Origin of the sequence: Pseudomonas sp. MF5691 (assembly GCF_016405645.1) — a bacterium.
Lineage (GTDB): Bacteria > Pseudomonadota > Gammaproteobacteria > Pseudomonadales > Pseudomonadaceae > Aquipseudomonas > Aquipseudomonas shahriarae.
Genome location: NZ_JAEKDC010000002.1, coordinates 129,405 through 152,823 on the forward strand (window position 1 = coordinate 129,405; position 23,419 = coordinate 152,823).

Below are 23,419 nucleotides of genomic sequence, written 5' to 3' on the forward strand. Positions count from 1 at the left end.
ACAACAATAAAAATGAACCCTAGCCTGACTGAATCACCCACGCTGTCGCGGCGCGGCGTCTTGAAAATCGGCCTGTGCGCCAGCGCCTTCCTGGCCACCGCCGGCCTTGGCGCCAGCCTCAGCGGCTGCTCCAGCAGTACCCCCGCCAGCGGCTTTGCCATGTTGCGCAACAGCGACCTGCCGTTTTTGCGCGCAGTGATCCCGGTGTTGCTCGAAGGCGCGGCCAGCGCCGAGGTGGTGGCGGCAGGCATTGAAGACACCCTGAAAAAACTCGATTACAGCCTGCAGCACCTGTCGCCGGAGATGTTCAAGCTGACCCAGCAGTTGTTCGACGTACTGGGCATGGCCGTCACCCGTGGCCCGCTGACCGGCATCTGGGGCAGTTGGGAAAACGCCAGCAGCGAGCAGATCCGCAACTTCCTGCATCGCTGGGAAAACAGCTTCCTCAACCTGCTGCGCATGGGCCAGGGCTCGCTGCTCAAGCTGGTGATCATGGCCTGGTACTTCCGGCCCGAGTCCTGGGCCCATTGCGGGTACCCCGGGCCACCGAGGATCTAGCCTGGGTAACCCACGTTGATAGCCACTCCGTAGCCATAACAATAAGAGAACAAGCTGATGCCCGTACCTGATGTGTTCCGCGATGGCATGGCCCGCGGCTGGAAGACCCATAACGGCGCCGCCCTCGACCAGGACCTGGTGCTGGAGGCCGATGTCGCGATCATCGGCAGCGGCGCAGGCGGTGGCACCACCGCAGAAATCCTCAGCGCCGCTGGCTACAAAGTGCTGTTGATCGAAGAAGGCCCGCTCAAGACCAGCAGCGATTTCAAGCTGCTGGAAGACGAGGCCTACGCCAGCCTGTATCAGGAAGGCATCGGGCGCATGAGCAAGGACGGCGCCATCACCATCCTGCAGGGCCGCGCCGTGGGCGGCACCACGCTGATCAACTGGACCTCGAGCTTTCGCACGCCCGACCCGACCCTGGCTCACTGGGCCAGCGAGTACGCGGTCAAGGGCCACAGCAGCGCCGAGATGGCGCCGTGGTTTGAAAAGATGGAGCAGCGCCTGGGCATCGCACCCTGGGCCCTGCCGCCCAACCCCAACAACGATGTGATCCGCAAAGGCTGCGAAAAGCTCGGCTACAGCTGGCATGTGATCCCGCGCAACGTGCGCGGCTGCTTCAACCTGGGCTATTGCGGCATGGGCTGCCCGGTCAACGCCAAGCAATCAATGCTGGTGACCACCATTCCCTCGACCCTGGAGCAAGGCGGCGAATTGCTCTACCTGGCCCGCGCCGAGCGCTTGAAGTTCAGTGGCGATACCATCACCAGCCTCGAATGCGTGGCCATGGACTCCCGTTGCGTCGCGCCCACCGGCCGCAAGATCACGGTCAAAGCCAAGCATTACGTGCTGGCCGGCGGCGGCATCAACAGCCCCGCGCTGTTGATGCGCTCGGACGCACCCGACCCGCATTCGCGCCTGGGCAAGCGCACCTTCCTGCATCTGGTGAATTTTTCCGCGGGGCTGTTCGATGAGGTGATCAACCCGTTCTACGGCGCGCCGCAGTCGATCTACTCCGACCACTTCCAATGGCAGGACGGCACCACCGGTAAAATGTCCTACAAGCTCGAAGCGCCACCCTTGCACCCGGCGCTGGCCAGCACGTTGTTCGGGGGGTATGGCACGCAAAACGCCCTGGACATGAGCCAGTTGCCCAAGACCCACGCGATGCTGGCGCTGCTGCGGGACGGCTTCCACCCCGACAGCCAGGGCGGCAGCGTCGGCCTGCGCGGCGATGGCACGCCGGTGCTCGACTATGAGGTCTCGCCCTACGCCTGGGACGGCCTGCGCCGGGCGTTTCATAGCATGGCCGAGATCCAGTTCGCCGCCGGCGCCAAGTCGGTCAAGCCACTGCACCACGATGCGCGCTACGTCAGCACACTGGCCGAGGCCCGCAGCCTGATCGACGGCCTGAACCTGGAGCTGCATCGCACCTGCCTGGGCAGCGCCCATGTGATGGGCGGTTGCGCCATGGGCGAAGAGCCGAAAAATGCCGTGGCCGACAGCCTTGGCCGGCATCACCAACTGCGCAACCTGTCGATCCACGATGGCTCGCTGTTCCCCACCAGTATCGGCGCCAACCCCCAGCTTTCGGTGTACGGCCTGACCGCGCAACTGGCGACGGCGCTGGCCGAACGTCTGAAAACAGCATGAAAAAACCAGGTATTCGCGGTGTCTATAGTGCTTTCTTCTGAATAAGTTGACTTGGCCGACCGGGATGGCTGCGATACCATCCGGTTCCCCAACGGACTCCGCCAGGACGACGCGATGAACCGAGTGTTGTACCCAGGTACCTTCGACCCGATTACCAAAGGCCATGGCGATCTGGTCGAACGCGCCTCGCGCTTGTTCGACCATGTGATCATCGCGGTCGCGGCCAGCCCCAAGAAAAACCCGCTGTTTCCCCTGGAACAGCGCGTGGAGCTGGCCCGTGAGGTCACCAAGCACCTGCCTAACGTGGAAGTGGTGGGCTTTTCGACGCTGCTGGCACACTTCGCCAAGGAGCAGAACGCCAATGTATTCCTGCGCGGGCTGCGGGCGGTGTCGGACTTCGAGTATGAATTCCAGCTGGCCAATATGAACCGCCAACTGGCGCCGGACGTTGAGAGCCTGTTTCTTACGCCGTCGGAACGTTATTCGTTCATTTCTTCGACCCTGGTCCGGGAAATCGCGGCATTGGGCGGGGATATCACCAAGTTTGTGCACCCTGCGGTCGCCGATGCGCTGACGCTGCGCTTCAAGAAGTAAGACCGCTCGACCGGCGCCCGCTCGCACTGCGGGCGCCAATGCGGCACAATTGCGCGCATTAGTTTTTCAGATGCCTTGGCAGAGCGCCCTGGCAGGAGTTTCCATGTCCCTGATCATCACCGACGATTGCATCAACTGCGACGTCTGCGAACCCGAGTGCCCGAACGCTGCCATTTCCCAGGGTGAAGAGATCTACGTGATCGACCCCAACCTGTGCACCCAGTGTGTCGGCCACTACGACGAACCCCAGTGCCAGCAAGTGTGCCCGGTCGATTGCATCCCGCTGGATGAGGCACACCCTGAGACTGAAGAGCAGTTGATGGAGAAGTACCGGTTGATTACCGGCAAGGCCTGAGACCTTGTGGTGGCTGGGCGGGCCTCATCGCAGGCAAGCCAGCTCCCACACTTGAAGGTATTCACAAAGCAAAATGTGGGAGCGGGCTTGCCCGCGATGACGGCAACCGCCGTCACACACAATCAGCTCTGGCACTTGGGGCAAAACACACTCGCCCGCTGCCCCAACATCACATTGCGCAATTCGCTCCCGCAGACCTTGCACGCCTCGCCACCCCGGCCGTAGACGAACAGTTCCTGCTGGAAATACCCCGGCTGCCCATCGCCACCGATAAAGTCGCGCAATGTCGTACCGCCGCGCTCGATGGCGGCCGCGAGGATGCGTTTGATCTCGATCGCCAGCTTCAGGTAACGCCCACGGGAAATGCCCTTGGCCTCCCGGCGCGGGTCGATCCCCGCGGCAAACAGCGCCTCGGTCGCGTAGATATTGCCCACCCCCACCACCACCGCGTTGTCCATGATGAACGGCTTGACCGCCATCGAGCGCCCACGGGAGAGCTGGAACAGGCGCTCGCCATCAAACAGGTCGGTCAACGGCTCCGGCCCCAGGCGCAGCAGCAGTTCGTGGTTGTGCGGGTCCTGGCTCCAGAGCATCGCGCCAAAGCGCCGGGGGTCGGTGTAGCGCAGGGCCAGGCCCGACTCCAGCTCGATGTCCACATGCTCATGCTTGGCTGCCGGTAGACCGACTTCCACCAGGCGCAAATTGCCCGACATGCCCAAGTGGCTGATCAAGGTGCCGACTTCGGCGTTGATCAGCAGGTACTTGGCCCGCCGCTCCACCAGCACGATGCGCTGCCCGGACAGGCGCACATCCAGGTCTTCGGGGATCGGCCAGCGCAGGCGCCGTTCACGCACCACCACGCGGCTGACCCGCTGGCCTTCCAGGTGCGGCGCAATTCCGCGCCGGGTGGTTTCGACTTCTGGCAGCTCAGGCATATTCGTCTCGCGATAGAAAGGTTAGTGCGCGCCCAACTCGCGGATCGACAACTTCAGGTTCTCGAAGTCGTAGTCCGACAGGCCCACGTAATCCAGCACCAGGTGGCCGATGCTGTCCCATTCATGGTCCACCGTCTGGTTGCCCAGTACCCGATAGGACGCGCAGATATGCTCGGCCATCTTCAGGATCGCCAGCAGGTTTTTCAGCGGGCTGTTACGCGCCGACTCATCGCTGAAAATCGCCAGGGCATTGTGGTGGTTGGCGATGGCGTTGGTCACATGCTCCGGCAGGCGCCAGGACTTGGCGGTGTAATAGCCCACCACCGCATGGTTGGTGTGGAACGCGCGGTTCTCGGTGTCGACCACCCGACAATCGGGCCCCGCCTTGGCGTAGGAATCTTCCAGCACGCTCATGTAGTCCGGGAAACGCTTGAGCATCAGCGGCACGCCACAATCGTGGAACAGCCCCAGGGCATAGGCTTCGTCTACCGCCTGGGAGCCGGTGCGCTTGGCCAGGGTCAGGCAGGTCATCGCCACGTCCTGGGCGGTGTCCCAGAACCGGTTGAGGGTGACGATGGTGTCATCGCTCATCTCGCCCTTGATCGACTGGGCGTTGATCAGGTTGACGATCGAGCGGCTGCCCAACAGGTTCACCGCGCGCTGGATCGAGGCAATTTTGTTGCTCAGGCCGTAATACGGCGAGTTGACGATTTTCAGCAACGAGCCGGAGAGGCCCGGGTCCTGGGAGATCAGCCGCGCAATCACCTCCAGGTCCGGATCGGGCATGTACTGCTCCATCTGCAAATCCACCATGATTTGCGGTTGGGGCGGCACGCTGATGCCTTGCAGGGCCTGTTGGATCTGTTCGGCGGAAAGCTCTTGGGACATAGGTACATACTCTGGACTAGGCGCGAATTCTAACCTCTAAGCAAAGCTGACCGACACCTCAAAAACCCGAACCGAACCCCGATCCAATATGGGAGCTGGCTTGCCTGCGATTGCATCGCCGCCGTACGTCAGATACACCGCGCCGTCTGCATCGCAGGCAAGCCAGCGCCCACATGAACGGGCGCGCAAAGGGTATACTCCCGCTCTTTTTTCCGGAGCGACGTCATGTCCCTGCCAAGCCTGCGTCTCAAAGCCAACGCCGATCGTCGTTTGCGCAACGGCCACCTGTGGGTCTACAGCAACGAAATCGACGTGGCCGCCACCCCACTCCACGGCTTCCAGGCAGGCGACCAGGCCATCCTCGAAGCGGCCGGCGGCAAGACCCTGGGCATCGTGGCCATGAGCCCGAACAACCTGATCTGCGCGCGCCTGCTGTCGCGCGACATCAAGTTGCCGCTGGACAAGTCGCTGCTAGTGCACCGCCTGAATGTCGCCCTGTCCCTGCGCGACCGCCTGTTCGACAAGCCGTTCTACCGCCTGGTCTACGGCGACTCCGACCTGCTGCCGGGCCTGGTGGTCGACCGTTTCGGCGATATCCTGGTGGTGCAGATCGCTTCGGCGACCATGGAAGCCCATAAAGAAGACGTGATCGCCGCGCTGACCCAAGTACTCAAGCCCAGCGGCATCCTGTTCAAGAACGATTCCGCCGCGCGCGACGCCGAAGGCCTCAACCGCTACGTCGAAACCGTGTTCGGCCTGGTCCCTGAATGGGTTGCCCTGGAAGAAAACGGCGTGCAATTCGAAGCCCCGGTGATCCAGGGGCAGAAGACCGGCTGGTTCTACGACCACCGCATGAACCGTGCACGCCTGGCCCCGTACGCCAAAGGCAAGCGCGTGCTCGACCTGTACAGCTACATCGGCGGCTGGGGCGTGCAAGCTGCCGCGTTTGGCGCCAGTGAAGTGTTCTGCGTCGATGCCTCGGCCTTTGCTCTGGATGGCGTAGAGCGCAACGCCGCGCTGAACGGCGTTGCCGAGAAGATGACCTGCATCGAAGGCGACGTGTTTGAAGCGTTGAAAGAATTGAAAGCCAGCGAAGAGCGCTTCGACGTGATCGTCGCCGACCCACCCGCCTTCATCAAACGCAAAAAAGACATGAAAAACGGCGAAGGCGCTTACCGCCGCCTCAATGAGCAAGCCATGCGCCTGCTCAGCAAGGACGGCATCCTGGTCAGCGCCTCGTGCTCCATGCACCTGCCGGAAGACGACCTGCAAAACATCCTGCTGACCAGCGCCCGCCACCTGGACCGCAATATCCAGATGCTGGAGCGTGGTGGCCAGGGCCCGGACCACCCGGTGCACCCGGCGATTGCCGAGACGCGCTACATCAAGAGCATTACGTGCCGGTTGTTGCCCAATAGCTAAGTAACATGCAGATCAAAGGTGGGAGTGGGCTTGCCAGCTCCCACCTTTTTTGTGCAGTGTCAGAAAGATTTTTCCTACCGTCGCAAGCCGCGCGCTCCCCAGGAAATTTCCTTCAAAGGTTTTGATTGAATTCCACTTTTTGCAGACTAGTATCGGTTTCTGGCTTCACTGCGGAAAACAAAAACAATGTCTGACTCCACCTGCTCGCCCGTCCTCGATGGCCCAGCCAAACGCCAGTATCTTTCCCGCTTCATCCTCATCACCTGCATTGCCCTGATCAGCTTCTTCCCGATCAATATCCTGCTGCCTTCATTTCCGGCCCTCGCCGCCAGGTTCGACACGCCCAGCGCCAATGTCGCGCTGTCCATCAGCCTGTTTACCCTGGTTTTTTCGGTCTCCCAACTGATCGCCGGCCCACTCTCGGATAAATGGGGGCGCAAGGAAGTCCTGCTTGGCTGCATCACACTGTCGATCCTCGGGGCTATAGGCTGCACGCTGGCATCGGACTACCTGACCTTCCTGCTGTTTCGCAGCGTGCAGGCCATGGGCTGTGGCTTCTTCGTGCTGGGCCACGCCCTGGTGGAAGACCTGTTCGAGGAGCAGGACCGGGCTCGCGTGCGCCTGTATTACATGACCCTGAGCGGCTCGTTCGTCGCCCTTTCGCCGCTGATCGGCTCCTGGCTGCAAACCACCTTTGACTGGCAAGGCAGCTTCTACGGGTTCGCAGTGATGGCATTGGCCATGTTGATCCATGCGCTGTGCATCCTGCCGTCCAAGTCCGCCAGCCCCCATCGCGCACCGGTGTCGATCATCGCCACCTTGAAAGCCGTGGCCGGCAACCGGGACTTCCTGCGCTACTGGTGGATCGCCGCACTGGTGTTCGCCTGCTACTTCGCCTTGATCAGTGTCACCCCCCTGATGTTCATGGATGGGCTGAAACTCTCCGAATACCAGTACGCCCTGGTGCTGATGGTCTACGGCGTGGCCTATCTGCTGGGCGGCGTGGCGGCCTCGTTTCTGCAAAAACGCATCTCGCTGTCCCGGCAAATCAATATCGGCCTGGGGTTACTGCTGGTGGCCGGTGTGCTACTGATGCTGATCGTCAGCCTTGACGCCATCACCACCATAACCCTGCTGATCCCGATGCTGATCAGCGCCCTGGCCGTGACCCTGGTGCGCCCGGCGGCGATTTCGGCGGCGATGCTGTTGTTCTCAAGCAGCGCGGGCACGGCCGCCTCGGCGGGCAACAGCATCATGTTCCTCACGGCCGCGATCAGCAGCGCCGCCCTTGCGCAAACCGGAACGCATTTGCTGATGACCATTGCCGCAAGCTTCATCGCCTTCAGCCTCTGGGGCTGGCTGACAAATACGAGGGTCGGGCGATAAAGCCCCGGGACATGCTTCTCGCCATTCCCTCCCGACGCCAGCGGTGTAGAATCGACCCTATTCATCGCCAGTCATCCCCCGGCGGGTTTATGAGCTCGAGGCCCAAGCAAGCGGCGATCCCGCGACGCGAGTGGCAACTTCCGGACACACGGCCATTTTTCGGGTGTTCCAGTCGTCAATTAGAAGCTCACTCCCCTTTAGTACTTGATTAGCCGCCCGGAGTGCTCCAATGCCAGATTACCGCTCGAAAACATCCACCCATGGCCGCAACATGGCCGGCGCCCGCGCACTGTGGCGTGCCACGGGGATGAAAGATGACGACTTCAAGAAGCCGATCATCGCGATTGCCAACTCGTTCACCCAATTCGTACCGGGCCACGTCCACCTCAAGGACCTGGGCCAACTGGTCGCCCGCGAGATCGAACGTGCTGGCGGCGTAGCAAAAGAATTCAACACCATCGCCGTGGATGACGGCATCGCCATGGGCCATGACGGCATGCTGTATTCCCTGCCGAGCCGCGAGATCATCGCCGACTCCGTGGAATACATGGTCAACGCCCACTGCGCCGACGCCATCGTCTGCATCTCCAACTGCGACAAGATCACCCCTGGCATGCTGATGGCCGCCCTGCGCCTGAACATCCCGGTGATTTTCGTCTCTGGCGGCCCGATGGAAGCCGGCAAGACCAAGCTCGCCTCCCACGGCCTGGACCTGGTTGACGCCATGGTCATCGCCGCCGATTCCAGCGCTTCTGACGAGAAGGTCGCGGAATACGAGCGCAGCGCCTGCCCGACCTGCGGTTCGTGCTCCGGCATGTTCACCGCCAACTCGATGAACTGCCTGGTGGAAGCCCTGGGCCTGGCCTTGCCGGGCAACGGTTCGACCCTGGCCACCCACAGCGACCGCGAGCAGTTGTTCTTGCAGGCCGGCCGTACCATCGTCGAGCTGTGCAAGCGTTACTACACCGAGAACGATGAGTCGGTATTGCCGCGCAATATCGCCAACTTCAAGGCGTTCGAAAACGCCATGACCCTGGATATCGCCATGGGCGGTTCCACCAACACCATCCTGCACTTGCTGGCCGCAGCGCAAGAAGCCGAGATCGACTTCGACCTGCGCGACATCGACCGCCTGTCCCGCCACGTGCCGCAGTTGTGCAAGGTCGCGCCGAACATCCAGAAGTACCACATGGAAGACGTGCACCGCGCCGGCGGGATCTTCTCGATCTTAGGCTCCCTGGCCCGTGGCGGCCTGTTGCACACCGACCTGCCGACCGTGCACAGCAAATCCCTGGCCGAGGGCATCGCCAAGTGGGACATCACCCTGACTGACGACGAAGCCGTGCACACCTTCTTCAAGGCAGGCCCGGCTGGCATCCCGACGCAAACTGCTTTCAGCCAGTCGACCCGTTGGGACACCCTGGACGACGACCGTGAAAATGGCTGCATCCGCAGTGTCGAACACGCCTACTCCAAAGAAGGCGGCCTGGCTGTGCTGTACGGCAACATCGCCCTCGACGGCTGCGTGGTGAAGACCGCTGGCGTGGATGAGTCGATCCATGTGTTCGAAGGTCGCGCCAAGATCTACGAAAGTCAGGACAGCTCGGTACGCGGCATCCTCGCCGACGAAGTGAAAGAAGGCGACATCGTAATCATCCGCTACGAAGGCCCGAAAGGCGGCCCGGGTATGCAGGAAATGCTCTACCCGACCTCGTACCTGAAGTCCAAGGGCCTGGGCAAAGCCTGTGCGCTGCTGACCGACGGGCGCTTCTCCGGCGGTACTTCGGGCCTGTCCATCGGCCACGCTTCGCCAGAAGCCGCTGCCGGTGGCGCGATTGGCCTGGTGCAGGATGGCGACAAGGTGCTGATCGACATTCCGAACCGCTCGATCAACCTGTTGATCAGCGATGAAGAACTGGCGGCACGCCGGGTCGAGCAGGACAAGAAAGGCTGGAAGCCGGTGGAGAAGCGTCCGCGCAAAGTCACCACCGCCCTGAAGGCTTACGCCCTGCTGGCCACCAGTGCCGACAAGGGTGCAGTGCGTAACAAGGCCATGCTCGACGGCCTGTAAGCCCCGCCCATAAAAATGCCCCGCCAAGTGCGGGGCATTTTTTTGCGCCGAAGAAATCGCGCAAATTACCCCGGGGCGATACTCCTGGCCAAACCTGCCGACCATGCAGCAACCATCTTGTCTGCCACCCCTTCAAACGCGGGATGAGTACTTCGATAGGCCAAAAGCTCCGTCATTGCGCGGCTCATGCCATCCTGCACCCTGGCGAGCAACTCATTGCAGCGCGCCTCTGTCAGATTGCACGAACGGCGACCGAACTGGACCAGCATCTTGCGTTTGGGCCAGGCCTTAGAACCGTCCAGCAAGAGGGCCATGATGTCGCTGCCCTGGTAGACCGTGGTGGTCACCAGGTCGTAGGCCGGCGCGAGCCAGATGTCAGCCTCTTCGGCACAGTTCTCATAAAGCACACCGAAGTTTTTCAGGTGCCCGTCACCATTCTGGATACCGGCAGAGAGCGCCACCATCATGAAAAAATCTTCCAGCGCCTTGGTTACCCGGCTTGGCGTGACATAAGACTTGATCAGCCTGGCGCATCCCTGGTAAGTCCCGTCGTACTTCCTGCGCGTCGCCAACCCTGACAGAACGCACATATCCTCAAACCCGAGGTAGGCGCCATCACTGACGTCGAACCGTTGCACAACAAGGAATTTCGCGTTTTTGCTCAGTTGAAAAACCGGCACTTCAAGGCCGCAGTGCAATGCCGCCCGCATGCAAAAAAACTCGTTGGCCGCCAACTGAGGGAAGTCTTGTTCATTGAACGCCTTCACCAGGTGCGTGACACCCCGGTGGGTAAACCGCGCCATATCAGGCGCCATCTCGTCAATATCGCGCACCAGCACTTTCGGCTGAACGCCCGAAACCCCGGAGTAGGCGGCGTAGGTTCGCAATAGGTCACTGAAGAGATCGTTTGCCCCGTCATGGACCAACAGTTCAGACAGGTTGATCTGCGGCAGCGATGCCTCACCGCCAGCGTGGACAATGCTGATTCGGCCAAGCTGGTGTGGCCCAACGATACCCAGCAATGCCAGGTCGTCGAAGCCGCGTACTGACTTGCTGAAACGCCGCACGAGCTCGTCTTTGAGATACCCCTCGGGAAGGTGCATCTCGAACAGCGGATGGATGCCGTACTCCCAGTTGTAACTCTCCAGGCGCACCGGCATCGTCAAGGAGACGGCATTCTCTTCGGCCACCGCATCGTTATACGAGAAAACCGAATCGTGCCTGTTTTCTTCGCTCCGGCCGAGTGTTCCTGCCACCACACCACCAGTGCCGATGGACAGTCGGTCATTGTGCCTGGTCATGGATGCGTCCTGATTTCAGCTCATCGAGCGTCATGCGCCGACGCCTGGGAGTCGCGGTCAATTCGTATCCCAAGCCCTCAAGGATCGCGGCAACCTTGCGAATCCCCACTTCCGGGATGCTGTTGTTCTCGATCCCAGAGATGGTTGCACGACTCATCCCGTGCCGTTGCGCAAGCTGGGTCTGTGAGAGGCCAGCGGCTTTACGCAATTGTTTGATTAAAAGACCTAATTCATCCACGCTAAATTGCATCCTATACAATGCAAAACATGAAAAATCACTCAAATGCACCGCATACAATGCATTAAAGCGTGATGGTCCTTTCTACACCCAACGGTAAAGCCTGGCAACTCTGTGGCGGGGCCTTATTGAATCGCCTCCGGCTTGACGATCACCCAGTTCTTATCCGCCGTCACCGGTAACCCTTCCTTGGCCTGGGCCGCCGCATGCTTGGCCATCATGCCGTTAATCTGGGTCATGTACTTGTCCTTGCGGTTGATCCACAAGTGGATGCCACCCTTGGCCACGTCCACATCGTGAAACAGCATGTAGCCGTCGCTAGTGGGGGTGTCGCCGCCGACCAGCACCGGTTTTTTCCACTCGTCGATGTAGGTGAGGATCGCCGCATGCTTGCCGGCCATCCAGGTTGCCGGGGTCCACAGGTAGGGGGTCAGTTCCAGGCCGAGGTTGGCCTTTTCGTCGTATTTGCCGGCGCTGATCTGCTTGCGGGCGGTGGTCAGCTCGCCAGTCTTGCGGTCCTTGAGCAACAGGCTGACGCCAATGACGTTCTGCGGCTTGACGTTGTAGCCGTACTTCGGATCCGAGGCGACCATGCGCACCAACTCTTCAGAGGCAGCGGTCATCACGTACACGTCGATGCCGTTTTCCATCAGCTTGTTGTACAGCTCGGTCTGGCCGGTGAAGATTTTCGGCGGCTGCACCTCCATGTTCTTCACCACGTCGCCTTCGAAGTAGGTGACCGGCACCGGTTTACCGGAGGCCATCAGCTCATCGACGTAGCCCTTGAGTTCCTTGAGGGTAAAGCCTGAAAACACCTGGGCGACCCACGGGTAGCAGACCATGTCGTCCACTTCGCACAGGCGATAGTAGTAACTGAACAGACTTTCCTTATGGTCAGCAGTGTCTTTGAACGGCATAAGTTTGAGCGACGGATCGAGACTGTCGCGGGTGATCAGGCCCTTGTTTTCCATGTACGGCAACAGTGACTCTTCGAGGTCGAAGCGGTAGCTGGTGTTGTCCATGTCGAACACCGCGTAATTGCCCTTGTTGGCGTTGGCGGCAATCATTTCGTTGAGTTGCTTGGCGGCGGGTGCCGGCCAGTGTTTCAACTCGGTGGCGGCCATGACCTGGCTGACAAGCCCCAGGCATAGCGCGGCGGCAAACAGTCTCGGCGCGAGCTTCATGTGCGTTTTCTCCCTGAGTGAAAGGCATAAACGCTAACAAATCCTTATGACCGTTCCCGGCACCAGCACGACCGTCTGCGTCCTGATACCGCCACCGGCATACGTCTGGGCGCCAAAGCCTTATTCCAAAAACGACAGTAGTCATTCCATAAAGGTATTAAATCAATATATTTCAAGCTGTTAGGCTTTCCGGTTCGCAGTCGCACGCTCAGGCGACTGGCAGCCATTTAATTGGAGCTTCAATGAATCTGCCGCTGATTCTCAATTTGCTGGTGTTCCTGGCGTTACTGCTAGGCCTGGCCCAAACCCGTCACAGCCACTGGAGCCTGGCCAAGAAGGTCCTGCTGGCACTGGTGCTCGGGGTGGTTTTTGGTGTGATCCTGCACACCATTTATGGTGCTGGTCACCCGGTACTCAAGGCCTCGATCAGTTGGTTCGACCTGGTGGGCAATGGTTATGTGCAACTGTTGCAGATGATCGTGATCCCGCTGGTGTTCGCCTCGATCCTCAGCGCCGTGGCCCGCCTGCATAACGCCGCGTCCCTGGGCAAGATCAGTTTCCTGACCATCGGCACGCTGCTGTTCACCACCGCCATTGCGGCGCTGATCGGTATCGGCCTGACCAACCTGTTTGGCCTCACCGCCGAAGGCCTGGTGGCCGGCACCCAGGAGCTGGCGCGCCTGCAGGTGATCCAGAGTGACTACGCAGGCAAGGTCGCCGACCTGAATATCCCGCAGTTGCTGCTGTCGTTTATCCCGCAAAACCCGTTCGCCGACCTGGCCCGGGCCAAGCCGACGTCGATTATCAGTGTGGTGATCTTCGCCGCGTTCCTGGGGGTTGCCGCGCTGCAACTGCTCAAGGACGACGTGGAAAAAGGTCAGAAAGTGGTCAACGCCATCGACACCCTGCAAGCCTGGGTGATGCGCCTGGTGCGCCTGGTGATGAAGCTGACCCCTTACGGCGTACTGGCGCTGATGACCAAAGTGGTCGCCAGTTCCAACCTGCAAGACATCATCAAGCTCGGCAGTTTCGTGCTGGTGTCCTACCTGGCGCTGGGGCTGATGTTCGTGGTCCACGGCCTGCTGCTGTCCCTGGCCGGGATCAACCCGCTGCGCTTCTTCCGCAAGGTATGGCCGGTGCTGACCTTTGCCTTCACCAGCCGCTCCAGCGCGGCGAGCATCCCGCTGAGCATCGAAGCGCAGACCCGCCGCCTGGGCATCCCGCAGTCCATCGCCAGCTTCGCCGCCTCGTTTGGCGCGACGATTGGCCAGAACGGCTGTGCCGGCCTGTACCCGGCGATGCTGGCCGTGATGGTGGCGCCAACCGTGGGCATCAACCCCCTGGACCCGCTGTGGATCGCCACCCTGGTGGCGATTGTGACCCTGAGCTCGGCCGGTGTAGCGGGCGTGGGCGGCGGTGCGACGTTTGCCGCGCTGATCGTGCTGCCGGCCATGGGCTTGCCGGTGGCGTTGGTGGCGCTGCTGATTTCCGTGGAGCCGCTGATCGACATGGGCCGTACGGCGTTGAACGTGAATGGTTCGATGACGGCGGGGGCGATTACCAGCCAGATCATGCAGCAGACGGATAAAGAGCTGCTCAATGCCGATGAGCATGCTGAGTTGGCGCAGGCCTGATAGACCGCTATCGCGGGCAAGCCCGCTCCCACAGTTGAACCGGTTTCTTCAGTAAAAATCGGTCAACTGTGGGAGTGGGCTTGCCCGCGATGCTTTTAGGCTTTTTCCCAAACTTCGAAGTTATAGGCCGGCTTGTCACCTTCAGCCGGATTCTGCACATTCGACACCAGCTTCCATTGGCGGGTATCAAACTGCGGAAACCACGCATCCCCTTGCGGGCTCAACTCCACCCGCGTCAAATACAGGCGATCCGCCTGCTCCAGCCCCTGCGTATACAGCTGCGCGCCGCCGATCAGCATCAGCTCATCCACGCCCTGCTCCAACGCCCAGGCCTCGGCCCGCGCCACGGCTGCATCGAGGGACGGAAAAACTTCCGCACCTTCGAGCACCAAATCGGTCTGACGGCTGACCACAATGTTCAAGCGACCCGGCAACGGTCGACCCAGGGAATCCCAGGTCTTGCGCCCCATGATGATCGGCTTGCCCAGGGTGGTGGCCTTGAAATATTTGAAATCCCCCGGCAAATGCCAGGGCATGCTGTTGTCGACGCCGATCACGCGGTTTTCACCGAGGGCTGCGATCAGGCTTAAAGGGAGAGTTTTTTTCATGGCGACGAGAATACCAGAGGCGCGGGCCAGCGGTTATGCTCCAGGCTCACTGACACAACAGGATGGCGCGTGACAGCACTTACACCTCTGCACACACTCTGGCTGACGGAAACCGTGCGCCTGCGTGAAGAACACGCTGGCCCCCTGGAAGACCTGGAAGCCAATCGCCTGGCCCGCAGCCACGGCGGCGACCTGCCGACGCGCATTCAAAACCGCGCGCTGTGGCTGGCCGAACGTGACGGCCTGCGCGCCGCCCTGCTCCACTGGCTGCAAGGCGCACGCCTGGCGCTGATGGTGCTGATGGTGCTGGCCATCGTCAGCGGCGCCGGCCTGGCCTTCGCCGCCCTGGGCAACGGCCAGACCCCGGTCAATGTGTTCTGGGCCCTGGGCAGCCTGCTGGGCTTGAACCTGATCCTGCTGCTGAGCTGGGCCCTGGGCCTGTTGTTTGCCGGCGAACACAGCGCCAGCTTGGGCCGCCTGTGGTTGTGGCTCAGCGAAAAACTTGCCCGCGATGCCAAGGCCGCACAACTGGCGCCGGCGCTGTTGTTACTGTTGCAACGCCAGAAGCTCAACCGCTGGGCGGTCGGCGTGCTGGTCAATGGCCTGTGGCTGCTGGCGCTGTGCAGCGCGCTGGTGATCCTGCTGACCTTGATGGCCACCCGGCGCTACGGGTTTGTCTGGGAAACCACCATTCTTGGGGCCGATACCTTTGTCAGCGTGACCCAGGCCCTGGGCAGCCTGCCCGCACTGCTCGGCTTCAGCGTGCCCAGCGTGGAGATGATTCGCACCAGCGGCGATTCGGCGCTGACTATCGAAAGCGCCCGCCAGGCCTGGGCTGCGTGGCTGGTGGGGGTGTTGCTGGTCTATGGCCTGCTGCCCCGGTTGATTCTCGCCCTGTTGTGCCTATGGCGCTGGAAACGCGGGCGCGCGGCCTTGGGCCTGGACCTCAACCTGCCCGGCTACAGCCACTTGCGCGATGCCTTGATGCCCAGCAGCGAACGCCTTGGCGTCAGCGATGCCGCGCCTGAGCAGTTGCACCACGTCAGCGGCGGTGCCAGCGAACTGCACAGCGATGGCGCCCTGCTGGTGGCCATCGAACTCGACGACCAGCACCCCTGGCCGCCCAAACTTCCGGCCATGGTCAAGGACGCCGGCATCCTCGACAGCCGTGAGTCTCGCCACAAACTACTGGAGCAACTGACCCGCTTCCCACCCGCACGCCTGGTGATCGCCTGCGACCCGCGCCGCTCGCCGGATCGCGGCAGCCTCGCGCTGATTGGCGAGCTGGCCCGCAGCGCCAGCGCCACCCGGGTCTGGCTGTTACAAGCGCCACCGGGCCAGGCGCTGGATGCCGAGCGCCTTGGCGATTGGCACACGGCCTTGCAGCAACTGGACCTCCCCTTCGCCGACTGCGCGCCGCTCACCTGGCTGGAGACGGGCCATGACTAAACCCCTGAAACTGGCCGTGGTCGGCCACACCAACGTCGGCAAGACCTCGCTGCTGCGCACCCTGACCCGGGACGTGGGCTTTGGCGAAGTGTCCCACCGCCCCAGCACCACCCGGCATGTCGAAGGCGCACGCCTGTCGGTGGACGGTGAAGCCTTGCTGGAGCTGTACGACACGCCGGGCCTGGAAGATGCCATCGCCCTGCTCGATTACCTGGAGCGCCTCGACCGCCCCGGCGAACGCCTGGATGGCCCGGCCCGCCTGGCGCGCTTCCTCGAAGGCAGCGAAGCCCGCCAGCGCTTTGAGCAGGAGGCCAAGGTGCTGCGCCAGTTACTGGCGTCCGACGCCGGCTTGTACGTGATTGACGCCCGGGAACCGGTGCTGGCCAAGTACCGCGACGAGCTGCAAGTGCTGGCCAGTTGCGGCAAACCGCTGCTGCCGGTGCTCAACTTTGTCAGCAGCGCCGAACACCGCGAGCCGGACTGGCGCGAAGCCCTGGCCCGCCTGGGCCTGCACGCGCTGGTGCGCTTTGACAGCGTGGCGCCCCCAGAAGATGGCGAGCGGCGGCTGTATGAAAGCCTGGCCCTGTTGCTGGAAAGCTCACGGCCACAGTTGGAGCGGCTGATTCTCGACCAGGAGGCCCAACGCCAGGCGCGCCAGCAAAGCGCCGCACGCCTGATCGCCGAGCTGCTGATCGACTGCGCCGCGTGCCGGCGCAGCGTGGTCATCGAGGATGAACAGCAAGCCGTCAGCGATCTGCGTAAAGCCGTGCGCCAGCGCGAACAACGTTGCGTCGAGGCCCTGCTCAAACTCTACGGCTTCCGTGCGCAAGACGCCGCTGCCAGCGACTTGCCGCTGCTGGACGGACGTTGGGGCGATGATTTGTTCAACCCCGAAACTCTCAAGCAACTGGGGGTGCGGGTCGGCGGCGGGATTGCCGCGGGAGCTGCGGCCGGTGCCGGCGTGGACTTGCTGGTCGGCGGCCTGACCCTGGGCGCCGCCGCCCTGGCCGGGGCGATTGCCGGGGGCGCCCTGCAAACTGCGCGCAGCTACGGCAGCCGTTTGCTGGGCAAGATCAAGGGCCAGCGCGAGCTGACCGTGGATGACAGCGTGTTGCGCCTGTTGGCCCTGCGCCAGCGCCAGTTGCTCAAGGCCCTGAACCTGCGGGGGCATGCGGCGATGCACAGCATCAAGGTCGACACCCCGCAGGACAAGAGCTGGCGCGAAGGCAAACTGCCCGAGGCCCTGCACAAGGCGCGTGCCCATCCGCAATGGTCATCGCTCAACCCCCATGCACGGTTGAGCCAGGCCGAGCGCCAGGAACAGATCGAAGCCCTGGCCCAGCGCCTGGACGAGGCTTAAGCCGCCAGCAGGTGCCGAGCCTTGGCCTTCAACACCTCAAGGTCGAGCACCGGCACGTGCATTGCCTTGGCCTGCTCATCCCAGTGGCGCATGCGCAGGCTCACCGCACACAGCGGGTCCTGCTCAAACACACGGGCCTCGTCGGCCGTCATCACCCCGCCCTGGTAACCCAGGGTGCGGCGGCTGGCCTCGCTCAAGCGCGCATAGTAGTCCGGCTGGCTGAAGGTCAGGTAACGCTTGGCCTGCACGTGATACTCCACCAGTTTCGCCAGGCGCTCGCTGAACCCGGCACGCCGCAAGTAATCGGCGCCCAGGCGTTCGTGACTGACCACGCCGTAGCCGCCCATGTTCTCCTCACCCTGGCCGCAGATGTGCCCGATATCGTGGAAGAACGCCGCCAGCACCACTTCATCGTCAAAGCCTTCAGCCATGGCCAGTTGCGCGGCCTGGGACATATGCTCGATCTGCGACACCGGCTCGCCAATGTAATCGGCAGCGCCGTGCTGCTCGTACAGGCCAAAGACTTCAGCGACCACCTGCTCAGCGTTCATTACGCCTGCCCCCACAGTTCAGTGATATTGCGCTCGGCCAGCGCCGGCCCCACGCTCATGCCCACGCCGGTGTGCATCAACGCCACGCTGACCCCCTCGGCGGCGCGCAGGAACGAAAACGGCCCCGGCCCACGGGAACCATAGACCCCTTGCCAGCGCTCGACGACCTGAATCTGACAGCCCAGGGTCTGCTCGGCCAGTTCGATCATCCAGTTGTCCACCTGTTCGGCGTTGAATGGCGAAGGATCGCTGCCGTAATGGTGGGAATCCCCGATGATCAACTCGCCATGGGGCGTCGGGCTGATCAGCAGGTGGATGCCATGTTCATGCAGGTGCGGTGTGTCACGCAGGATCTGCGCCTGCACCGGCGCCGCTTCCGGCAAGTCGGCAAAGGCGCCGTAGTGCACGCAGCTCAGGCCGGTCAGCAGCGCGTGTTGCAGGTTCAGCTCCACCTTGGGCCGGGCGCGCAGCATTTGCAGTTGGCAGATTTGCGGCTGGAGTGCGGCGATCTGTTCGGCCAGCAGGGTTTGGTAGTCGTGGCCGGAGCACACGATGATCTGCTTGCCACGAAAGCTGCCGGCGGTGCTGTGCACCTGGCCCGGTTCGATGTCACGTACCAGGGTGGAGAAGTGGAACTCCACCTTGAGGTCGCGGCGTAGGTACTCGATCAGCGCCGGCAGCGCCTCACGGGAATACAGTTGCTGATCGTCCAGGCCGTGCAGCGCGGCGCGGTGATGGCGGAACTGGCCGCCATACAAGTCGTTCAGCGCTGCGCCTTGCAACAGGTTGACGCGGTAGCCATGCGCCTTGGCGCGCCCGGCGCAAAAAGCCTCCAGCAGGTGCTCTTCGGCTTCGGTGCGGGCAAACAGGTAAGAGCCATTGCGCTTGAGCTGCAGGTTCGCCTGTTGCGCCCACTGGCCCCAGATCTCGCGGCTTTGCCGGGCCAGGTCGAGCATCTGCCCCGGCGATTGGCCGGTGACCAGGGCCTGGCCGAAGTTGCGCACCGAGGCGCCCAGGGGCGTGGCCGTGCGCTCGAACACCGTGACCTTGAGGCCGCGTTTGGCGGCGGCGTAGGCATGGGACAGGCCGAGGATGCCGGCGCCGATGATCAGCAGATCGCTGTGGTGTGTCATTAAGTGATGTCCTGAATTTGAGGCCGCCATCGCCGGCAAGCCAGCTCCCACAGGGTGAATTGTGAACACCTTCAAATGTGGGAGCTGGCTTGCCGGCGACGAGGCCATCAGCCCCAACGAATATTATTGACCTGCCACTTTCTCCGACTTGCCGTCATAGCGCTTACGCCATTCAGCCAGGATGTTATCGCGGTTTTTCGAGGCCCAGGCAAAGTCATTCTTGATCAGGCGCTGCTCATAGTCCGCCGGCAATTCTGTCTGTGGCTTGGCAATGCCTGGCTGGGCCAGCACGGCAAAGTTTTCCTTGTACAGCTCCATCGCTGCGGGGCTTGCAGAGAAATCGGCGAGCTTCTGTGCCGCTTCCGGGTGGGCCGTGCCCTTGATCACCGCAGTGGCTTCGATGTCCCAGCCCAGGCCTTCCTTGGGCAATACGATATCCAGTGGCGCGCCCTGGCGCTTGAGCTGCACCGCTGGGTATTCGAAGGAAATGCCGATTGGGAACTCACCGGAAGCCGCCAACTTGCATGGCTTGGAACCGGAGTGCACGTACTGGCCGATGTTCTGGTGCAGGTCATCCATGTACTGCCAGCCCTGCTTCTCGCCGAAGGTCTGCAACCAGGCGCTGACGTCGAGAAAACCGGTGCCGGACGACGCCGGGTTAGGCATGACGATCTTGCCCTTGTACTCAGGCTTGGTCAGGTCTTGCCAACTGATCGGCTTGCTCAGGCCCTGTTTCTCGGCTTCGACAGTGTTGAAGCAAATGGTCGCAGCCCACACGTCCATGCCGACCCAGGCCGGTGGGTTGGCGGCGTCGCGGTAGTTCTTGCCAATTTTGTCCAGATCCTTCGGCGCATAGCTTTGCAGCATGCCTTGCTGATCGAGGATCGCCAGGCTGGAGGCCGCCAGGCCCCACACCGCATCGGCTTGTGGGCGGGCTTTTTCTGCCAGCAGCTTGGCGGTGATGATGCCGGTGGAGTCGCGCACCCACTTGATCTCGACGTCCGGGTTGGCCGCTTCGAAGGCTTTCTTGTAGGTCTTCAACTGCTCGGCTTCAAGGGCCGTGTACACGGTCAACTCGGTCTTGGCAGCAAAGGCATTCAGGCTGAACGCGGTGAGCACAGCAGCGGCGAGGGCCAGGGGCTTGAACATGGTGCGTTTCCTTGTGTGGGGCAGAGTTATTGACCGGGCGCGGTTTGGCGCCAGGCCTGGGAGCGGCGCAACAAGCCGCGTGAGGCCCACGCCAGCAGCAGCGAGACGCCGGCTGAGGTGAACAGAATCAGGGTCGACATGGCCGCCGCGCCGCCCACGTTGCCGGCGTCGTCCATGTTCAGCACCGCCACCGCCGCAAGGATGGTGTCGGGGCTGTAGAGAAAGATCGCGGCCGATACGGTGGTCATCGCCGAGACAAACAGGTAGCGCAGGATGTCCAACAGCGCCGGCAGGCAGATCGGCACGGTGACCCGCATAAAGTGGCGGTACAGCGGCGCCTTGAGCGACAGCGCGGCGGCTTCGAACTCGGCGTCGAGTTGGCGCAGGGCGGTGGTGGCGGTCATTTGCGCGGTGGTCAAATAGTGAGCAATGGTGCACACCACCAGCAGCGTCATGGTCCCGTAGAGCACATGCAGCGGGTTGCCGTTGAGGTTGAAAAAGAACACGTAGCCCAGGCCCAGCACCAGGCCAGGCACCGCCATCGGCACAAAGCTGAGCATGCGCAGCGCCAGGTTCAAGCCCTTCTGCCCCTTGGTCTTTTCCATCAGGTAAGCGCCGGTGAAGATCAGCACGCTGCCAATCAGTGCGGTGCAGATCGCCATGGTCAGGCTGTTGCGATAGGCCAGCCAGCCGCCGCCAGCGGTGTCGTTGAACTGGTAGTGGTTGAGCGACAGCGACAGGTTGTACGGCCAGAACTTCACCAGCGACGAGTACACCGCCATGCCGAACACCAACAGCAGCACCGCGCAGATCAGCAGCACAATCGCCAGGTAGCAGCCATCACGCAGACGCGATGGCGCCGGCTGGAACACCTGGGCGCGGCCGCTCATGGAGTCGCCGTGGCGCCGGCGCAGCCAGGTATCCACCGCGAAACTGAGCAACGCCGGCAGCAGCAGCACCATGCCGATCAAGGCGCCGCGACCGAACTGCTGTTGGCCAACCACGGCCTTGTAGGCCTCCAGCGCCAGCACTTGATAGTCACCACCCACCACCACCGGTACGCCGAAGTCCGTGATGGTCAGGGTGAACACCAGGCAGAACGCGGCGAACACGGCCTGGCGCGTCGCCGGCCAGGTGATGCTGCGAAACGCCCGGGCCGGGCTGGCGCCCATGCTCGAGGCGGCATCGAACAACCGCGCATCCGCTAGGGACAGCGCCGACAGCAGGATCATCAGCGCATGGGGAAAGGTGTAGATCACTTCACCGAGGACAATCCCCCAGAAGCCGTAGATGTTGTCGGACAGCAGGCCACGCAACATGCCCTGGTTGCCGAACAGGTACACCAGGGCGATGCCCGGCAGCATCGACGGCGCCATCAGCGGCAGCAACGACAGGCCGCGCCAGAGGGTCTTGCCGGGGATCAGCGTGCGTTGCAAGGCGTAGGCAAACAGGTAGGCCAGGGGTACGACAATGATCGCGACGCTCAGGGAAACCTTCAGGCTGTTGCCCAGCAGCCAGTGGAAGTTGGCGCTGGTCAGCAGCTCACGCGCCGCCACCAGGCCGCCGCCCTGGCCGTCTTCGGCGCTGAAACCGCGCCAGAAGATCGCCAGCAACGGCAGCAGTACGGCGAGGCCCAACAGGCACAGCAGCAGTAGCTTGCCGCCCAGTACGAAGATACGGTCGCCGATTTGCGCACGGGAAGCCTGACGCGCCACACGGCCGGGTACTGGCAGGGTCATATCAGTGGCCATCTCAGGCAAACACCTGCAGGCTGCGCGGCGGCAGCGCCACCCAGATATCCTGGGCGCCCAGGCGTGGCATGGCTTCCGGCGCCAGTTCGGCCAGCAGCGGATGGCCGGGCAACTGGTCCAGTTCAAAGCTCATGCGGCAACGGTTGCCGAGGAAGGTGATCTCGCGGACCTTGGCCGGGAACAGGTTTTCTTCGTGTACCGGCGGGTTGACGCTGATCGCTTCCGGCCGGCAGAACAGGCGGCCCGACGCGGCCTTGCCGCTGTCTTCGGCCAGGCGCACATTCATCCCGCCAACCTGGGCGTGGCTGGCGCTGTTGCGGCTGAAGGGCAGCCAGTTGCCCTGGCCGACAAACTCGGCCACGAACGGGGTGGCCGGGCGGTCGTAGATCTCTTGAGGGGTGGCGTACTGCTCGACCTTGCCGTTGTTCATCACGGCGATGCGGTCGGCCATCAGCATGGCCTCGTCCTGGTTGTGGGTGACCATCAGGGTGGTGATGCCCAGGCGGCGTTGCAACTGGCGCAACTCGGTGCACAGGTGCTCGCGCACCCGGGCATCGAGGGCCGACATCGGCTCATCCAGCAGCAACAGCGACGGGGCCGGCGCCAGGGCACGGGCCAGGGCGACCCGTTGCTGCTGGCCGCCGGACAGTTGGCCGGGGTATTTCTTTTCGCTGCCGGTCAGGCCCACCAGCTCCAGCATCTGCGCCACGCGTTTGCGCACTTCATCGCGACCGCTGCCAGCCAAGCCATAGCCAATATTGGCCTCGACGCTGAGGTTGGGGAACAGCGCGTAGGACTGGAACAGAATGCCGTAGTCCCGCGCCTGGGGTGCCAGAAGGGAAACGTCACGATCACCCAGGTACAACTCGCCGCTGTCCTGGCGCTCCAGGCCGGCGATGCAGCGCAGCAAGGTGGTCTTGCCGCAGCCCGAGGGGCCGAGCAGGCACACCAGTTCACCGGCGGCGACGTCCAGGGACACATGGTCCAGGGCAGTAAAGGCGCCAAAGCGCTTCTGGATACCACGCACCGTCATCGGCGCGCCGGGGTTGAGCTGGGCTGTGTTCATGGTGGCACCTCATCAAACTGATGAAGGCCATGCTAGGCAGCAAATGCGTCCCTGGTGTGGCAGGAAGGCAAAAGCGGGTGATAGTGGTATTGGTGGATTTGGGTAGGGGCAGAGCCATGGGGTGTTGGGTCTA

At 62.5% G+C, this 23,419-nt stretch carries 21 protein-coding genes; 10 read left to right on the top strand and 11 right to left on the bottom strand.

All coding sequences use genetic code 11. From position 1 onward, the window contains the following. The first annotated feature begins 12 nt into the window (after positions 1-12). The 4 genes from JFT44_RS03295 to JFT44_RS03310 all read left to right on the top strand — a co-directional run bounded on the left by JFT44_RS03295 (position 13) and on the right by JFT44_RS03310 (position 3,160). Positions 13-558, top strand: coding sequence for a twin-arginine translocation pathway signal protein (locus tag JFT44_RS03295; RefSeq protein ID WP_169960102.1), 546 nt, complete (start codon positions 13-15; stop codon positions 556-558). 57 nt (positions 559-615) lie between these two features. Beyond that, a complete protein-coding gene (locus tag JFT44_RS03300; protein WP_057960897.1) occupies positions 616-2,211 on the top strand; it encodes a GMC family oxidoreductase in 1,596 nt (531 codons plus the stop codon). A 114-nt stretch (positions 2,212-2,325) separates the two neighbouring features. Beyond that, complete coding sequence (gene coaD / locus JFT44_RS03305) at positions 2,326-2,805, top strand: pantetheine-phosphate adenylyltransferase (protein WP_003176711.1); 480 nt, start codon at positions 2,326-2,328, stop codon at positions 2,803-2,805. A 103-nt stretch (positions 2,806-2,908) separates the two neighbouring features. Then, positions 2,909-3,160, top strand: a complete 252-nt coding sequence (locus JFT44_RS03310) for a YfhL family 4Fe-4S dicluster ferredoxin (RefSeq protein WP_003213796.1) — start codon at positions 2,909-2,911, stop codon at positions 3,158-3,160. A gap of 122 nt (positions 3,161-3,282) precedes the next feature. On the opposite strand, the gene mutM is transcribed toward JFT44_RS03310, so the two are convergent. Continuing rightward, positions 3,283-4,095: a bifunctional DNA-formamidopyrimidine glycosylase/DNA-(apurinic or apyrimidinic site) lyase gene (mutM, locus tag JFT44_RS03315; RefSeq protein WP_057440389.1), complete on the bottom strand. Its 813-nt coding sequence runs from the start codon at positions 4,093-4,095 to the stop codon at positions 3,283-3,285. Between the two features lie 21 nt (positions 4,096-4,116). After that, positions 4,117-4,929 carry an HDOD domain-containing protein gene (locus JFT44_RS03320; RefSeq protein WP_198799508.1) on the bottom strand — a complete coding sequence of 271 codons (813 nt, stop codon included), beginning with the start codon at positions 4,927-4,929 and terminating at the stop codon, positions 4,117-4,119. A gap of 279 nt (positions 4,930-5,208) precedes the next feature. Here JFT44_RS03320 and JFT44_RS03325 point away from each other — a divergent pair, with 279 nt between their 5' ends. From JFT44_RS03325 to ilvD, 3 genes are all read left to right on the top strand, one after another. After that, positions 5,209-6,405 carry a class I SAM-dependent rRNA methyltransferase gene (locus JFT44_RS03325; protein WP_057960898.1) on the top strand — a complete coding sequence of 399 codons (1,197 nt, stop codon included), beginning with the start codon at positions 5,209-5,211 and terminating at the stop codon, positions 6,403-6,405. A gap of 186 nt (positions 6,406-6,591) precedes the next feature. Further along, the gene (locus tag JFT44_RS03330; protein ID WP_169989453.1) at positions 6,592-7,791 is read left to right on the top strand and encodes an MFS transporter; all 1,200 of its coding nucleotides are present in this window, start codon (positions 6,592-6,594) and stop codon (positions 7,789-7,791) included. A gap of 229 nt (positions 7,792-8,020) precedes the next feature. Then, positions 8,021-9,862, top strand: a complete 1,842-nt coding sequence (ilvD, locus tag JFT44_RS03335) for a dihydroxy-acid dehydratase (RefSeq protein ID WP_057440393.1) — start codon at positions 8,021-8,023, stop codon at positions 9,860-9,862. Positions 9,863-9,927: 65 nt separating this feature from the next. On the opposite strand, the gene JFT44_RS03340 is transcribed toward ilvD, so the two are convergent. The 3 genes from JFT44_RS03340 to JFT44_RS03350 all read right to left on the bottom strand — a co-directional run bounded on the left by JFT44_RS03340 (position 9,928) and on the right by JFT44_RS03350 (position 12,585). Beyond that, positions 9,928-11,163, bottom strand: coding sequence for a type II toxin-antitoxin system HipA family toxin (locus JFT44_RS03340; RefSeq protein WP_057960900.1), 1,236 nt, complete (start codon positions 11,161-11,163; stop codon positions 9,928-9,930). Then, positions 11,147-11,401, bottom strand: a complete 255-nt coding sequence (locus tag JFT44_RS03345; protein WP_057960972.1) for a helix-turn-helix transcriptional regulator — start codon at positions 11,399-11,401, stop codon at positions 11,147-11,149. Before JFT44_RS03345 ends, JFT44_RS03340 begins: the two co-directional genes overlap by 17 nt. A 125-nt stretch (positions 11,402-11,526) precedes the next feature. Continuing rightward, complete coding sequence (locus JFT44_RS03350; RefSeq protein WP_057960901.1) at positions 11,527-12,585, bottom strand: phosphorylcholine phosphatase; 1,059 nt, start codon at positions 12,583-12,585, stop codon at positions 11,527-11,529. Positions 12,586-12,827: 242 nt separating this feature from the next. Between JFT44_RS03350 and JFT44_RS03355 the strand changes: the two genes are divergently transcribed. Continuing rightward, a complete protein-coding gene (locus JFT44_RS03355; RefSeq protein WP_057960902.1) occupies positions 12,828-14,219 on the top strand; it encodes an L-cystine transporter in 1,392 nt (463 codons plus the stop codon). 95 nt (positions 14,220-14,314) lie between these two features. Here the strand turns inward: JFT44_RS03355 and JFT44_RS03360 are convergent, their stop codons facing one another. Next, entirely contained in the window at positions 14,315-14,827 is a 513-nt protein-coding gene (locus tag JFT44_RS03360) for a dihydrofolate reductase (RefSeq protein ID WP_057440396.1), read from the bottom strand. A 69-nt stretch (positions 14,828-14,896) separates the two neighbouring features. Here JFT44_RS03360 and JFT44_RS03365 point away from each other — a divergent pair, with 69 nt between their 5' ends. Then, positions 14,897-16,276 carry a DUF2868 domain-containing protein gene (locus JFT44_RS03365; protein WP_198830354.1) on the top strand — a complete coding sequence of 460 codons (1,380 nt, stop codon included), beginning with the start codon at positions 14,897-14,899 and terminating at the stop codon, positions 16,274-16,276. Then, positions 16,269-17,636 carry a DUF3482 domain-containing protein gene (locus JFT44_RS03370; protein WP_057440398.1) on the top strand — a complete coding sequence of 456 codons (1,368 nt, stop codon included), beginning with the start codon at positions 16,269-16,271 and terminating at the stop codon, positions 17,634-17,636. Before JFT44_RS03365 ends, JFT44_RS03370 begins: the two co-directional genes overlap by 8 nt. On the opposite strand, the gene JFT44_RS03375 is transcribed toward JFT44_RS03370, so the two are convergent. From JFT44_RS03375 to JFT44_RS03395, 5 genes are all read right to left on the bottom strand, one after another. After that, positions 17,633-18,187: a phosphonate degradation HD-domain oxygenase gene (locus tag JFT44_RS03375; RefSeq protein WP_057960904.1), complete on the bottom strand. Its 555-nt coding sequence runs from the start codon at positions 18,185-18,187 to the stop codon at positions 17,633-17,635. The two genes, JFT44_RS03370 and JFT44_RS03375, sit on opposite strands and share 4 nt — an antisense overlap. Next, positions 18,187-19,320 carry a TIGR03364 family FAD-dependent oxidoreductase gene (locus JFT44_RS03380; RefSeq protein WP_198817231.1) on the bottom strand — a complete coding sequence of 378 codons (1,134 nt, stop codon included), beginning with the start codon at positions 19,318-19,320 and terminating at the stop codon, positions 18,187-18,189. Before JFT44_RS03380 ends, JFT44_RS03375 begins: the two co-directional genes overlap by 1 nt. Positions 19,321-19,443: 123 nt before the next feature. Then, positions 19,444-20,469, bottom strand: a complete 1,026-nt coding sequence (locus JFT44_RS03385) for a putative 2-aminoethylphosphonate ABC transporter substrate-binding protein (protein ID WP_057440401.1) — start codon at positions 20,467-20,469, stop codon at positions 19,444-19,446. A 26-nt stretch (positions 20,470-20,495) separates the two neighbouring features. Continuing rightward, positions 20,496-22,220: a putative 2-aminoethylphosphonate ABC transporter permease subunit gene (locus tag JFT44_RS03390; RefSeq protein ID WP_057960906.1), complete on the bottom strand. Its 1,725-nt coding sequence runs from the start codon at positions 22,218-22,220 to the stop codon at positions 20,496-20,498. A gap of 1 nt (position 22,221) precedes the next feature. Then, positions 22,222-23,286, bottom strand: a complete 1,065-nt coding sequence (locus JFT44_RS03395) for a putative 2-aminoethylphosphonate ABC transporter ATP-binding protein (RefSeq protein WP_057440403.1) — start codon at positions 23,284-23,286, stop codon at positions 22,222-22,224. Positions 23,287-23,419 lie beyond the last annotated feature (133 nt).